We start from the raw sequence: 14,904 nt of genomic DNA, 5'->3' as shown, positions 1-14,904 counted from the left end.
ACGCGTCACCCCCGAGCGCCACCTCCCCATGTAGGAGCGAGGCTTGCCCGCGAAGGCGCCCGCCAGATCCCCCCCTATCTCAAAACAGAGACATAAAGTCCGAAGCACCGCCAAAAAGAAACGATATCTCTTTATATTTCAACACCTTAGCTATCTGGCACGATTCCCGCTAAAGCCCTCTCCCACAAAAGATCCACCTTACAAAAATAACAATTCAGGAGAGACACACCCATGAGTGTGATCATTGCCTTGGCAGCCCTCGCGCTGCTGATGCTGGCTGCTTACCGTGGCTACAGCGTTATCCTCTTTGCCCCGATTGCCGCCCTCGGCGCTGTACTGCTCACCGACCCTTCCGCCGTCGCCCCTGCCTTCACCGGGGTGTTCATGGAGAAAATGGTCGGCTTCATCAAACTGTATTTCCCGGTGTTCCTGCTCGGTGCGGTGTTCGGCAAGCTGATTGAGCTGTCGGGCTTCTCGCGTTCTATCGTTGCGGCGGCCATTCGTTTGCTTGGCACTCGCCAGGCGATGCTGGTGATCGTGCTGGTCTGCGCCTTGCTGACCTACGGCGGCGTGTCGCTGTTTGTGGTGGTGTTCGCGGTGTATCCGTTTGCCGCCGAGATGTTCCGCCAGAGCAATATCCCCAAACGGCTGATCCCGGCGACCATCGCCCTCGGTGCGTTTTCCTTCACCATGGACGCCCTGCCCGGCACCCCGCAAATCCAGAACATCATCCCCAGCACCTTCTTCAACACCACCGCCTGGGCGGCGCCGTGGCTGGGCCTGATCGGCACGATCTTCGTGTTCTGCGCCGGCATGCTGTTCCTGCAGCGTCAACGCAACAAGGCTCAGCGCGCCGGCGAAGGTTATGGCACCGAGCTGCGCAACGAGCCGGAAACCGCTGCCGACATCAAGCTGCCGAATCCGTGGATTGCCCTGTCGCCGCTGCTGGCGGTGGGCATCATGAACCTGCTGTTCACCCAGTGGATCCCGCAGTGGTACGGCAAGACCCACAGCCTCTCGCTGCCGGGCATGACCACGCCGGTGACCACCGAAATCGCCAAGCTCACGGCGATCTGGGCGGTTCAAGCGGCGTTGCTGGTCGGGATCATCATGGTGCTGGTGTTCGGCTTCCAGGCGATCCGCAGCAAACTGGCCGAAGGCAGTAAAAGTGCGGTTAGCGGCGCATTGCTGGCAGCGATGAACACCGCGTCGGAATACGGTTTCGGCGCGGTGATCGCCTCCTTGCCAGGCTTCCTGGTGCTGGCCGACTGGCTGAAAAGCATTCCCAACCCGCTGGTCAACGAAGCGATTACCGTGACCCTGCTGGCCGGCATCACCGGTTCCGCATCGGGCGGTATGAGCATTGCCCTGGCGGCGATGGCCAACGACTTCATCGCCGCAGCCCATGCCGCGAACATACCGCTGGAAGTGCTGCACCGAGTGGCGGCGATGGCCAGTGGCGGCATGGACACCCTGCCGCACAACGGCGCGGTGATTACCCTGCTCGCGGTCACCGGCCTGACGCACCGCGAAGCCTACAAAGACATTTTCTGTATTACGATCATCAAGACCCTGGCGGTCTTCGTGGTAATCGGCACTTTCTACGCCACTGGCATTGTGTGAGGTATTCATGACGACTCTTACAGGCAAGACCGCACTGGTCACCGGTTCCACCAGCGGCATCGGCCTGGGCATCGCCCTCAGCCTGGCCAAGGCCGGTGCCAACGTGGTGCTCAACGGGTTCGGCGACGCCTCGAAGGTGATTGCCGAGGTTGAGCAATTTGGCGGCAAGGTCGGGCATCATCCGGCAGACGTCAGTAAACCCGAGCAAATCGCCGAGATGATTGCCTACGCCGAGCGCGAATTCGGTGGCGTGGATATTCTGGTGAACAACGCCGGGATCCAGCATGTGGCGGCGGTGGAAGACTTTCCGCTGGAGCGTTGGGATTCGATCATTGCGATCAACCTGTCTTCGGTGTTCCACGGCACGCGCCTGTGCCTGCCGCGTATGCGGGCGAAGAATTGGGGGCGGATCATCAACATCGCCTCGGTTCATGGCCAGGTGGGTTCGGTAGGCAAAGCCGCTTATGTGGCGGCCAAGCATGGAGTGATCGGCTTGACCAAGGTGGTCGGCCTGGAAACCGCGACCACCCAGGTCACGTGCAACGCCATTTGCCCGGGCTGGGTACTGACGCCTTTGGTGCAAAAGCAGATCGATGACCGCGCCGCCACCGGCATCGACCCGCAGCAGGCGCAGCATGATTTGCTGGCCGAGAAGCAGCCGTCCCTGGAATTCGTGACCCCACCGCAACTGGGTGAACTGGTGCTGTTCTTGTGCAGCGAGGCCGGCAGCCAGGTGCGGGGCGCGGCGTGGAATATTGATGGTGGGTGGTTGGCGCAGTAACCCGCCACCCGGATCGTTCCCACGCTCTGCGTGGGAATGCCTCAATGGACGTTCTGCGTCCGCTTTGGGGACGCGGAGCGTCCCGGGCTGCATGCCCACGCGGAGCGTGGGAACGATCTGACTGAAGAGAGGCAAACCATGTCCGACATCCTCTGGCAACCCAGCGCCCAGCGCATCGGCAAGACCCGCATGGAAGCCTTTCGGCGCTTCATCAATCAGCGCCATCACCTCAAGATCGATGACTACCCTGCCCTGCACCAATGGTCCATCGATCAGCGGGAGGCGTTCTGGCAGGCGATTGTCGACTGCTTCGATATCCGCTTCCACGATCAACCCGACGAGGTGCTGCGCGAAGGCCCGCACATGCCCAGCGCCGAGTGGTTCCCCGGCGCAACCCTGAACTTTGCCGAGCACTTGCTGCGTCGGCGCGACGATGCGGTGGCGGTGGTCGCGGTCGCTGAAAACGGTCAGCGCGAACAGCTGACCTGGGCCGAACTGGCCAGCCATGTCGCTGGTTTCCAGAACAGCCTGCAAGCCGCCGGTGTTGGCCTCGGCGATCGGGTGGCGGCGTGCATGCCCAACACTTGGCAAACCCTGGTGGCGATGCTTGCCACCACCAGTCTCGGGGCGATCTGGTCCTGTTCGTCGCCGGATTTCGGCACCCAAGGGGTGATCGACCGTTTCGGCCAGATCGAGCCGAAAGTGCTGATCACCTGCGCCGGTTATCGCTATGCCGGCAAGGACATCGACCAACGCGCCAAGGTCAACGAAATCCTCGAACGATTGCCCACCTTGGAGCAGTTGATCGTCGTGCCTTACGCCCGGCCACAGACGCACATCGACGAATTCCACACCCAGGCCAACGTCACGCTCTGGGACGATTTTTACGACATCGGCGGCGAACCGGATTTTGTCCCGGTGCCATTCGCCCATCCGCTGTACATCCTCTATTCCAGCGGCACCACCGGCGTGCCCAAATGCATCATCCACAGCACCGGCGGTGTGTTGTTGCAGCACGCCAAGGAACACGGTCTGCATGGCGATCTCGGTGCCGGCAGCCGTTTGTTCTACTACACCACCTGCGGCTGGATGATGTGGAACTGGTTGGTGTCAGCCCTGGCCGTCGGCAGCGCCGTGGTGTTGTACGACGGCTCGCCGTTTCACCCTGGCCCGGAACGCTTGATCGACCTGATCGACGACGAGCGCATCAACGTGTTCGGCACCAGCCCCAAGTTCCTCGCGACCCTGGAAAGCAGCGGCCTGAAACCTCGACAGAGCCATGACCTTGGCAGCCTGCAAACCTTGCTCTGCACCGGCTCGGCGCTGTCACCGCAAAGCTACGACTTCGTCTATCGCGATGTGAAAGCAGACGTGTGCCTGGCTTCGATGTCCGGTGGCACCGATATCGTCTCGTGCTTCGTCAATGGCAATCCGCTGTCACCGGTCCGCCGGGGCGAGATCATGGGCAAGAGCCTGGGCATGGCGGTCGAGGTGTGGAATGACGAAGGCCGACCGGTGATCGGCGAAAAAGGCGAGCTGGTGTGTACCCGACACTTCCCGGCGATGCCCGTCGGGCTGTGGCATGACCCGGACGGAGAAAAGCTGCGCAAATCCTATTTCAGCCTGTTCCCCGGCGTCTGGGCCCAGGGCGACTACGCCGAACAACTGCACCACGGCGCGATGATGATACACGGCCGCTCCGACGCCGTGCTCAACCCCGGCGGCGTGCGCATCGGCACCGCAGAGATTTACCGTCAGGTGGAAAAAGTGCCACAGGTGCTGGACAGCGTGGCGATTGGTCAACAATGGCAGGATGACGTGCGGGTGGTGCTGTTTGTGCGCCTCAAGGATGGCGTCACTCTGGATGAAACCCTGCAACAGCAGATACGCCAGGTCATCCGCGCCAACACTACGCCGCGGCATGTGCCAGCGAAGATCCTGAGCGTGACGGAAATTCCGCGCACGATCAGCGGCAAGGTGGTGGAGTTGGCGGTGAGGAATGTGGTGCATGGGCAGGCGGTGAAAAACACCGATGCCCTGGCCAACCCCGAAGCGCTTGAGCAGTTCCGAGATCGACCAGAGTTGAAAGATTGAGCTCGTCAGAATGGGCAATGACCGCCGATGCCGCAGGACGATCTGCGGCATCGAGAGCAACTTTAATCGGTATTCAGATTCACCAGCACTTCAGTGTCAATGGGGCGGCCTGCACTGCCGTTAATGGCTGCGCTCATGATGCCGATGTTTTTCAGATACCCGGCTTTGTCAGTTTTACTTTGACTGAGTAACGCTGTTATCAACGCAAAAGAGTCCGCGTTTGCAAGTGCTTTTTGGCTATTGTGATAACGAACTGGCCTTTCATTGGCAGCCAGTGGCAGGCGACCGGCAGCAAGGTTTAACAGCGGAGCCACGTCCATGCCTTGGCCCTGCGTTGCTGCCTTGGCGCACACCACGTCGATTTTTTTAGGCCCGGCACGGAAGACTTCATGAATCAGATCATCAGCAACCGCACCGTAGCTGGAACCTGTCGAGCTGAAACGATCAACCAGGTTTTGGGTGTTAATGGTCAAAAACTGATGATCGGCCGCCCCCGTACTGACAGACTTTTTCCATAAGTCGTACTGGAGAGGATTTACCTCGACGAGGTTCGTATTATCCTTCGCGCCGTCCAAAATAAAATTACTGATGGAAAAGCCGTTAAAGTCTGTTTTGATCAGTCTCAAAAAGAAGAACAAGTCGTCACGTGACTGAGGCGTGCTGCCCAGAAGCAGGCCGATTGCAAGATTGGTTTCATTATTGAGCGCCGGCGTAGACAACACCGAGATTGCGTCGTCAATTTTACGACTCGCTATTGGCAAGCTTTGCTGAATAATCTGGCGACTGTAGCTCGCAGGTAGTGGCCCACGGAAACCGGGGAAAGAAAACTCCTGGTACTGGACGAAGTCGGTGAGCCGTTTACCCCAAGCATTGCCGTTTCGATTAACAGCGAACCAGTCGTTGTTTTTACGCAAAGCACAAATGTCCACTATGTCTACCGAACTACCTCGAGGACGCCATGTACCTTGTCCAAGGTGCGGAAAATTTTCAACACGTAGCAGCGCCACAGAATCGGCTTTGCCAGTCAGTCTGCGCAACTGAAATGACGCAGTTTCAACCAAATGAGCCCCTTGCCCCCCCAATCGCAATCCGCTTTTATAAAGTGCTTTCGAGCCTCGATAAACACCGGTGCCCACGCCGTCGAGCGGATTAAATATCGAGAACGTAAGTTTCAATCCGAACTTCGCAAAACTTTTAAACTTCGCCGACAGAGAGGCGGCCCTGCCGGCAATACTCAGTACCTTGCCCGGCACACCGACGAAGGCAAAGAGAATACCGATAGCATCCATCGTGCAGCCGAATACCCCGTCTACAACTCTGTTGCGTTCTCCTGAGGCAATGTCCTCAATGCATTTCTTGAACGGTACCACCAGATCAACAACATAGGTCGTGATCCTGTCCAGCGTCGCTTTACCCTGCTCCCGCTCTGTGTACTCGGTCGCTGCTTCCGTGAGTTCCTTGACCGAGGCTAAAGGGCGATTAACGACAATGAACTGGGCAACATCGTTGATCCGCGGATTGGAGAAGTGTTGATAAGCGTTGCGTCTTTTCTTGGGTCTGGATGTGGGCGCCGGCAGAGTGCCAAGTTTCTCGATAACCGCCTCACTACTGTAGTCGTTCCGAGGCTCAGTCCCATTGGTATAGCTCCGCAGATCGATCGGCAGATAAAACGGCGTGACGGGTGGCTTAGGATCTGTCATTCCCCCGTTGAAATCGATTCTGGCGGGCATATTCATTTTCCCTGAACCATGAATCATTTCACCCAACCGAATATTTTTCCGACACTTGGCGCGCAAGCTAAACATTTCATAGCAGACAAATTTGCCGTTACTGTGTGATGCGCACATCACGACACTATAACGGCCGGTAGCCTCGTCTTTTTTGGCCTGGCTTTCCGTCGGCGGGGGGTTCTTAATATTTGCCCCGGTGTAACCAACACTGCCTTCAGGCATTGGAATCCGCTCGGCAACGGATGGACGAAGCGTGAAAAAGGTGATTGCGTTGTTCTCGAAGATCTCGCGATCATCGTTTTCCATTTGCGCCATCGCCACTTTTATATTGGTGGCCAAAGCTTTATGAAGTTCACGGTGATGGTCGGACACCTGCGCTTCGAACACTGGTTCATTAGGCGCCAGCGCATACAGGTATGGATAGCGCTCATAAAGGCTCCCCTCCTCCCGCCAATCCCAGTCTCCGCTTGCCAGCTCACCTTCTATATGGAGATCAAGCATGGACATTTTGTAGGAATGTGACAGGTTATCACTGTAGTGTCTGAGCACCCGATCCTTCAGGAAATCACAGCCGGGTGCCGCCTCTTCCAGCGCCGCCAATGCGATCTTTTGTCGGCTCGGCAACGGCGTAGTAAATGCCTCTGCCCCCTGAACAAAGTGCTTTACGTATTCCTGATACGCCAACATTGCCTTTTCAGCAGCGTCCTTGACAGATACCGCAAGGGCCTCATGCGTAATGACTTCGTTGATTAAAGCCCAGTCGATAATTGATTTAATAGCCACCACACTTTGCAACTGGGAGACCGACGAACTGACTGCATCCACATTGCCGAATTTCATGACCTGCTCATAGGTCATGAAACGAGAAACCCCTCTGAATGTTTGCTCGACCAACGCTACTGCCTGAGTAAAACTCACCCAACCTATCGAACCCGCTTTGAGTTCGGAGGGCAGGTCCTTGACCAGAAAACCGGGCGCCATGGAAGCCAGCAGCAAATGCGACGCCAATGGTGCCATCGCGAGGGAAACTCGCTGGCTACTCACCAGATGGCGCTCCAGGCCCTGACGAATATCAGCCAATGGCTTATCAACAGATTCTCGCGGCTCATAAATATCATATGTGCCGACGCTATTTCGTTTCTCTTCCGTGCCAATAAAGGGATTGATATCGAGAATAACGGCGGTTATCAGGATTTGTGCGCGATCGTGCGCGGTGACGTCTTCATCGTCAGCCGAACCATACCAACCCAAACCATCCAGGTATTTTCTTGCCATTTGCCTAAAAGACTTATGACGTACCAGCAGCCCTATTGTCTCATTCGCATTCCCCCAATCAACTTTCCCAGATAGCGCTGGCTGCGCATTTTCCCACAGCGTATCCAGTAAGCTCTTATCTTTGGCGACAAATTTTGCAGTCAATGCGCGAATCTCCGCATACTGAGCGGGCGTCAACACAATGGCCTCATCGAAATCACCGGTCAGGTGCGCCCAGTAATTACCAAACTCATCAGTTTTAGGCCACTCCCATTCTAAAAAGGCCAACAGATTCTTGGTTTGCTCCACATCTTCTGGAACTTCCAGACCGTGAAACCGCATCCATTGTGAGCAACTCGCCTTATCACCCTGCCACACTTCTCCACCTGTCTCTTTTGCAGCCTCGATCAAGTTGCGTAGTCGCGGGCCGACCACTGGATCGGAGACGAAGTGATGAGTGACATTCAGCCTGACAGAATCCAACAATAGCGCCATATAGCCATTGCCGGTCACATAGATCTCGTCAGAGCCATCTAGTTCCTCCCTGTCCAATACAGCTTTAACCTCCTTCAAACCACGCATTTCACTCAGCAATCTACTGACGGGCTGGTGCACATAGTGAAGCGATGACCTCATCTGCAGCGTGATAAAAAAGAGCCCCCAATTAACAACTTCATTATCGCGCCGACCTTTAATATAATTTTTAAGCTGACTCACTAACGCGCGGCGCTCCGTCGTATCAGCGTTCACACAAGACAAATATTCCTCTGCTACGAACACAGCAGACTTATCAAAATTATTTCTGACTTTCATATTATTAATCCTTCCAGCATCCAATGCATTAATCACGAGGAAGGAACTCTAATGCAAAATCAAAAACCATCAATCGCCAAAGTTTTATTTAAAGTTTCTGACACTGTAAAGACCCAACACACTCACAAAGCCTTATTAAATAAAAAATCATTACTCAACCAACCCCCATTCGCCTGGCGGCAGTTGTTGAGTCGTCGTTGAGTCGACATAAAGCTTTAACCGCAGTCGTAAATTGTTAACGGAATCGGCATGCTTTAATGCTTCATCCTCACTGATAACACCTTCCACGACTAACTTATAAAGCGCCCCGTCAAATGTCTGCATCCCCAGTTCCACCGACTTTTCCATAATCCCCTTCAGTTCATCAAACTCATTGCGCCGGATCAGGTCGGCAATGGTCGGTGTGCCCAGCATTACCTCTACCGCTGCCCGGCGCTGGCCGTCGCGGGTGCGCACCAGCCGCTGGGAAACGAAGGCCTTGAGGTTGTTGCCAAGGTCGTGCAGCAACTGCTCGCGGCGCTCTTGGGGAAAGAAATTGATGATGCGGTCCAGCGCCTGGTTGGCGTTGTGGGCATGCAACGTGGAGATGACCAGATGGCCGGTATCGGCAAACGTCAGGGCATGTTCCATGGTCTCGCGGTCGCGAATCTCGCCGATCAGCACCACATCCGGCGCCTGGCGCAGGGTATTTTTCAGCGCGGCATGAAAACTGCGGGTATCGACGCCGACCTCGCGCTGATTAATGATCGATTTTTTGTGACGGTGGATATACTCCACCGGATCTTCGATGGTGATGATATGGCCGCTGCTGTGGCGGTTGCGGTAATCGATCAGGGCCGCCAGGGACGTGGATTTACCCGAGTCGGTCGCGCCAACGAACAGCATCAGCCCCTGCTTGAGCATCAAGGTTTCCAGCAGCACCGGTGGCAGGTTGAGGTCTTCGAAGCGCGGGATGTCGAGCTTGATGTTGCGCGCCACGATCGATACGTCGTTGCGTTGTTTAAAGATATTGACCCGGAAACGACCGACCCCGGCGAGAGAGATGGCCAGGTTCATTTCCAGTTCCCGATCGAACTCCAGCCGCTGTTCGGCGTCCATGATGGACTCGGCGATGGCTGCGATTTCCCCCGGTTTGAACCGTTGATCAGACAGGACTTTGAGCACACCGTCGAACCGCGCGCTGGGTGGCGCACCGGTAGAAAGGTAAAGATCAGAGCCTTCCTGGCTGGCCAGTTGCCGCAACAATAAATCGATTTCCATGGCAAAAAGCACCCGCGAAGCATTCAATGAGCAAATATGACCCGACCGCGTGACGCTTCGGGTCATCCAGCGACTACCGCCCTGCAAGGATAGTAGACGTAGCCACACCGACTGACGTGCAGGACATTTTGATGAACGCATCACCGACCGGCAGCGATGCCCAGGCCCTGATCGCCCGACTGGACTGGAGCCGCAGCCCCTTGGGCGCCGCCAGTTCCTGGCCGCAGAGCCTACGCACCGCGGTGGACATCGTGATTCATTCGCCGATGCCCATGCTCTTGCTGTGGGGCCCGCAGCTCACGCAAATCTACAACGACGGCTTCGCCCTGCTGTCCGGCAGCAAGCATCCGCACGCTTTCGGACAGCCCACGCACCAGATATGGCCTGAATTAAAAGACTTTACCGACCCGATCTACAGCGCCGTCCTACAAGGCCAGGTGCGGACCTACAGCGAGCAGCGCTTTTCCTTGCAGCGGGACGGGCAGGATTCCGACTTCTGGCTGGATTTGACCTACAGCCCGATTCGCGATGAAAGCGCCCAAGTCGCCGGGATCCTGGTCACCGCCATCGAAACCAATGAACGGCGACGCATCGCCCTCGAACTCGAACAGCGCTCCGCCGCCAGCCTCAAGGCCCAGCACGAAACCGAACAGCGCCTGCAACTGGCCCTGGCCGCCACCGATGCGGTCGGCACCTGGGATTGGGACATTGGCGAAGACCGCTTCATTGCCGACGCGCACTTTGCGCAACTGCACGGGGTTGATCCGGAGATGGCCAGCCAGTTACCGATCAGCGAATACCTGCACGGCGTACACCCGGAAGACCGCGCCATGGTGGCGCGCAGCATCAAGCATTGCATCACCCACGGCACCGAGTACGCCGAGGAATACCGTCTGTTGCAACCCGACGGCCAACTGCGCTGGGTATTTGCCCGGGGTCGTTGCTACAAGGACCACCATGGCCGGCCGATGCGCTTTCTTGGCGCCGCGCTGGACCTGACCGAGCGCAAGCACACCGAACAGGCCCTGCGCCAGAGCCAGACCGAGCTGCAGCTGATCATCAATGCGATGCCGATCCTGATCAGCTACGTCGACCGTGAAGAACGCTTTCGCCTGAACAACGCCGCGTACCTCGACTGGTACGGCCTCACGCCTCAGGAACTGTTCGGTCGAACCATCCATGAAGTGCTCGGCGACGACGCCTATGCCTTGCGCGCCGAATACATCGCCGAGGCGCTGGCCGGGCGGCCCTGTTCGTTCAGCATCGACGCCGCGCACCGCGATGGCAGCATCCGCAGTGCCCTGATGAATTACCTGCCACGCCACGGTGCGGACGGCGCGGTCAACGGTTTCTATATCTTCGTGATCGATGAAACCGAGCGCAAACAGACTGAAGAAGCCCTGCGCAACCTCAATGAAACCCTCGAAGAACGCGTGATCGCCCGCACCCAGCAATTGGCCGAAGCCAATCAGCGCCTGCAAAACGAGATGTTCGAGCGCGAGCGCGCCGAAGACGCGTTGCGTCATGCGCAGAAAATGGAAGCGGTCGGCCAGCTCACCGGCGGCATCGCCCATGACTTCAACAACATGCTCACCGGGATTATTGGCAGCCTCGATTTGATGCAACGCTATATCGCCGATGGCCGCAGCGCCGAGATCGGCCGCTTCACTGAAGCCGCTGTGTCGTCGGCCAACCGCGCCGCCGCCCTGACCCATCGCCTGCTGGCGTTCTCCCGGCGCCAGTCACTGGACCGCAAACCGTTGAACGCCAATGAGTTGATCCATTCCCTGGAAGACCTGCTCAGCCGCACCAAGGGCGATCATATCGAGCTCGCGCTGCAACTGGCCGACGAAGTGTGGCCGGTCAGCACCGACGTCAGCCAATTGGAAAACGCCTTGCTCAACCTGGTGATCAATGCCCGGGACGCAATGCCCGATGGTGGCCGGCTGCTGATCGAAACCGCCAACGTCTACCTCGACGGCAACGACCTCGCCCCCCTGGAAGCGGTCAAGGCCGGGGACTATCTGATGATCGCGGTCAGCGACAACGGCACCGGCATGAGCGCGTCGGTGCTGGCCAAGGCGTTCGATCCGTTCTTCACCACCAAACCCATCGGCCAGGGCACGGGCCTGGGGTTGTCGATGATCTACGGTTTTGCCCAGCAGTCGGGCGGCCATGTCAGCCTCGACAGCGTGCCGGACCAAGGCACTTGCGTGCGCCTGTACCTGCCGCGCCTGCACCTTGGCGCGCCGCAGGACACCTTGCTGCCAGTCACCGGCGAAGCGCCCTCGGCGATTGCCGGGGAAACCGTGGTGCTGGTGGAGGACGACCCGGCGGTGCGGATGCTGGTGCTCGATTTGCTCAATGAGCTGGGTTATCACGCCCACGAAGCCGAAGACGCCCGGGCCGCCCTGCCCTTGCTCGAATCCGATTTGCGGGTTGATTTGCTGGTGACTGATGTCGGGTTACCGGGGATGAACGGCCGGCAACTGGCGGAAATCGCCCGTCAGCATCGCCCGGACCTGAAAGTGCTGTTCATGACCGGTTACGCGGAGAAAGCCGCCGAACGCCAGGGCTTCCTGGAGGAAGGCATGGACATGGTGGCCAAGCCGTTTTCCATCGACCTGCTGGCCAACAAGATTCGCACGATGATCGGCCAACCGGAGTGAGTTGAGGCATAATCCCGCGCCCAGTTGTCACCACCGTTACAAGGTCTGCCTCATGAAAGCTCAAGCCCGCCATATTCTGGTGAAAACCTCGGAAGAAGCCGAGCAGCTCAAACAACGCATCGCCAAGGGCGAAGCCTTCGATGTGCTGGCCAAAAAGTACTCCACCTGCCCGTCCGGCAAACGCGGCGGCGATCTGGGTGAAGTGCGGCCGGGGCAGATGGTCGGGGTGATCGATGCAGTGATTTTCAAGAAACCGCTGCGGGTGGTCCATGGGCCGATCAAGAGCAAGTTCGGGTATCACCTGGTGCAGGTGTTTTATCGGGATTGATGGGGTGGCTTGAGGGCCCCCTCGCCACAGGGTCGCATTTCAATCTTTGGGGATTAGCGCTCCGGGGACCTGGATCACTCTGCTCGCCAACCGATGCCCCGCCTGCGCCGCCTCAACCGGGCTGCCGCCCTTGAGCCGACTGGCCAGATACGCCGCGCTAAACGAATCCCCCGCCGCCGTGGTATCGACCACGCGCTCGACCTTCCGTGCCGGTACTTCGAACGACTCACCAGCGCAACGAATCAAGCACGCCTCGGCGCCGCGCTTGAGCACCACTTCCGGCGTGCCGATCTGCTCATACGCTTCAAACACCGCGTCGCAATCGGAAAAATGAAACAGCGCCTGCTCGTCATCAACGGTCAACAACGCCAGGTCCACGTATGGCAAGACACTGCGATACGCCGCCCGAGCCTCCTCCAGCGACGCCCACAAACGTGGTCGGTAGTTGTTGTCGAAGACGATCCGCGCATCGCGCTGTCGGGCTTCGATCAGGGTTTCCAGTAATTTCTCGCGACCTTGCTCACCGAGCACCGCCAGGGTGATGCCGCTGAAGTACAGCACGTCGTAATCCGGCAACGCCGCCAGAATCGGCGCGGCCGCCGGGGTGGTGAAGCAACTGCGCACGGCCGCTTCGTTGCGCCAGTACAGGAAGCGGCGCTCGCCCGCGGCGTCAGTCTGGATGCAGTACAAACCCGGCAGACGGCCGGGCAAGCGCTGGACCAGGTCCAGGCCGATGTTCTCGGCGGCCCAGCTCTGGCACATGGCGTCGCTGAAGCTGTCATCGCCGAGCGCCGTGACGTAATCCACCGTGCCACCTTCGCCCAGTTCCCGGGACAGATAGACCGCGGTGTTCAAGGTGTCACCGCCGAAGCTTTGTTGCAGACTGCCGTCGGGCCGTTGCTGCAACTCGATCATGCACTCGCCGATCAGAGCGATGCGTGGGGTGTTGGGGCCGAGGGTGTTAATGGTGTTCATGGATTTAGGGTTCTCTGGTGTTGATCGTTCCCACGCTCTGCGTGGGAATGCAGCCCGTGACGCTCCGCGTCACATGCCGAAGCGGACGCAGAGCGTCCAGTGAGGCATTCCCACGCAGAGCGTGGGAACGATCAATTAGGGGTTAGAAACAGGTTTCCATGGTTTCAATCACCTGCAACTGCTCATCCACCAGACACCCCGTGCGCCATTTATCAAAGGTCAGGCACGGGTGCGAAGTGCCGAACGAAATAATGTCCCCCACCCGCAGTTCAACCCCAGGCGCCACGGTCATGAACGCATGCTGGTCCATCACCGCCGTCACCTTGCAGGCACTCACGTCATCGCCAATCGCCGGCACGACACCCGCCTTGTAACGCAACAACGGCACCGGCAAACCGGCGTCATAGGCCACGTCGCGCTTACCCAGGGCGATCACCGCAAATCCCGGCTCCGGCATCGACTGCACGTGCGCCCAGACTTCCAGCGCCGGGCGCAGGCCTTCGTGCAAATCGCTGCGACGGTCGAGCACGCAGCATTGCGCTTCCTTGTAGATGCCGTGGTCGTGAGCGACGTAACTGCCGGGGCGCAGCACGCTAAGGAAGCGTCCGCCGGCGTTCTGCGCTTCGAAGGATTCGGCGATCAGGTCGTACCAGGCCGAGCCCGAAGCAGTGATGATCGGCTTGGCGATGGCGAACGCGCTGCTGTCCTGCAACTGCACCGCCAGGCGCACCAGGGAGGCGGCGAACTCACGGATGCCGGTCTCGGCGTGGTCACCGTGGATCACCCCTTCGTAGCCTTCGATACCGGTCAGCGCCAATGCCGGTTGCGCGGCGATGGCCTTGGCCAGTGCGATCACTTCCTGCTCCGTGCGGCAACCGCAACGACCGCCGACCACGCCGTATTCGATCATCACGTTCAAGCGTACGCCGCGCGAGGCGAAGTACGCGCCCAGGTCAGCGACGTTGTCCGGGTGATCGACCATGCAATGGAAATCGAAGCTTGGATCAGCCAGCAAATCGGCGATCAGCGCCATGTTCGGCGTGCCGACCAGTTGGTTGGCCATCAACACCCGGCGTACGCCATGGGCATAGGCCGCACGGGTCTGGGTGGCGCTGGCCAGGGTGATGCCCCAGGCGCCGGCGTCCAGTTGCCGGCGAAACAGCGCCGGGGTCATGCTGGTTTTGCCGTGGGGCGCCAGTTCCGCGCCGCTGTTGCTGACGAACGCCTGCATCCAGCGGATGTTGTGTTCCAGCGCTTCACGGTGCAGCACCAGCGCCGGCAGGCTGACATCGCGCACCAAGTGCGCGCCGGTGTGGGCAAAGCCTTTTTCTACGGCAGCAGAAGACATGATCGAACTCCTTACATTCACGGCCGCCA

The 14,904-nt window shown here is 58.5% G+C and carries 9 protein-coding genes; 5 read left to right on the top strand and 4 right to left on the bottom strand.

The window, feature by feature from the left end; all coding sequences use genetic code 11:
• The first annotated feature begins 231 nt into the window (after window positions 1–231).
• From HKK53_RS02645 to HKK53_RS02635, 3 genes are all read left to right on the top strand, one after another.
• Window positions 232–1,623, top strand: coding sequence for a GntP family permease (locus HKK53_RS02645; protein WP_169369219.1), 1,392 nt, complete (start codon window positions 232–234; stop codon window positions 1,621–1,623).
• A gap of 7 nt (window positions 1,624–1,630) precedes the next feature.
• The gene (gene hbdH, locus HKK53_RS02640; RefSeq protein WP_169369217.1) at window positions 1,631–2,404 is read left to right on the top strand and encodes a 3-hydroxybutyrate dehydrogenase; all 774 of its coding nucleotides are present in this window, start codon (window positions 1,631–1,633) and stop codon (window positions 2,402–2,404) included.
• A gap of 138 nt (window positions 2,405–2,542) precedes the next feature.
• Complete coding sequence (locus HKK53_RS02635) at window positions 2,543–4,498, top strand: acetoacetate--CoA ligase (protein WP_169369215.1); 1,956 nt, start codon at window positions 2,543–2,545, stop codon at window positions 4,496–4,498.
• 62 nt (window positions 4,499–4,560) lie between these two features.
• On the opposite strand, the gene HKK53_RS02630 is transcribed toward HKK53_RS02635, so the two are convergent.
• Together HKK53_RS02630 and HKK53_RS02625 are read right to left on the bottom strand one after the other, a co-directional pair.
• The gene (locus tag HKK53_RS02630) at window positions 4,561–8,295 is read right to left on the bottom strand and encodes a hypothetical protein (protein WP_169369213.1); all 3,735 of its coding nucleotides are present in this window, start codon (window positions 8,293–8,295) and stop codon (window positions 4,561–4,563) included.
• 150 nt (window positions 8,296–8,445) lie between these two features.
• Complete coding sequence (locus tag HKK53_RS02625; protein ID WP_169369211.1) at window positions 8,446–9,555, bottom strand: PilT/PilU family type 4a pilus ATPase; 1,110 nt, start codon at window positions 9,553–9,555, stop codon at window positions 8,446–8,448.
• 131 nt (window positions 9,556–9,686) lie between these two features.
• Between HKK53_RS02625 and HKK53_RS02620 the strand changes: the two genes are divergently transcribed.
• Together HKK53_RS02620 and HKK53_RS02615 are read left to right on the top strand one after the other, a co-directional pair.
• Window positions 9,687–12,224, top strand: a complete 2,538-nt coding sequence (locus HKK53_RS02620; protein WP_169369209.1) for a PAS domain-containing hybrid sensor histidine kinase/response regulator — start codon at window positions 9,687–9,689, stop codon at window positions 12,222–12,224.
• A gap of 52 nt (window positions 12,225–12,276) precedes the next feature.
• Complete coding sequence (locus tag HKK53_RS02615) at window positions 12,277–12,552, top strand: peptidylprolyl isomerase (protein WP_007898282.1); 276 nt, start codon at window positions 12,277–12,279, stop codon at window positions 12,550–12,552.
• A 39-nt stretch (window positions 12,553–12,591) separates the two neighbouring features.
• Here the strand turns inward: HKK53_RS02615 and HKK53_RS02610 are convergent, their stop codons facing one another.
• Together HKK53_RS02610 and HKK53_RS02605 are read right to left on the bottom strand one after the other, a co-directional pair.
• Window positions 12,592–13,527, bottom strand: coding sequence for a sugar kinase (locus tag HKK53_RS02610; protein ID WP_169369207.1), 936 nt, complete (start codon window positions 13,525–13,527; stop codon window positions 12,592–12,594).
• A 142-nt stretch (window positions 13,528–13,669) separates the two neighbouring features.
• Window positions 13,670–14,875 carry an amino acid deaminase gene (locus tag HKK53_RS02605; RefSeq protein ID WP_169369205.1) on the bottom strand — a complete coding sequence of 402 codons (1,206 nt, stop codon included), beginning with the start codon at window positions 14,873–14,875 and terminating at the stop codon, window positions 13,670–13,672.
• Between the last annotated feature and the right edge of the window lie 29 nt (window positions 14,876–14,904).

The sequence above is a fragment of the Pseudomonas sp. ADAK7 genome, assembly GCF_012935675.1.
Taxonomy (GTDB): Bacteria; Pseudomonadota; Gammaproteobacteria; order Pseudomonadales; family Pseudomonadaceae; genus Aquipseudomonas.
The sequence above is the reverse complement of the archived record's forward strand: the minus strand, read 5'-3'. Positions and strand labels throughout refer to the sequence as shown.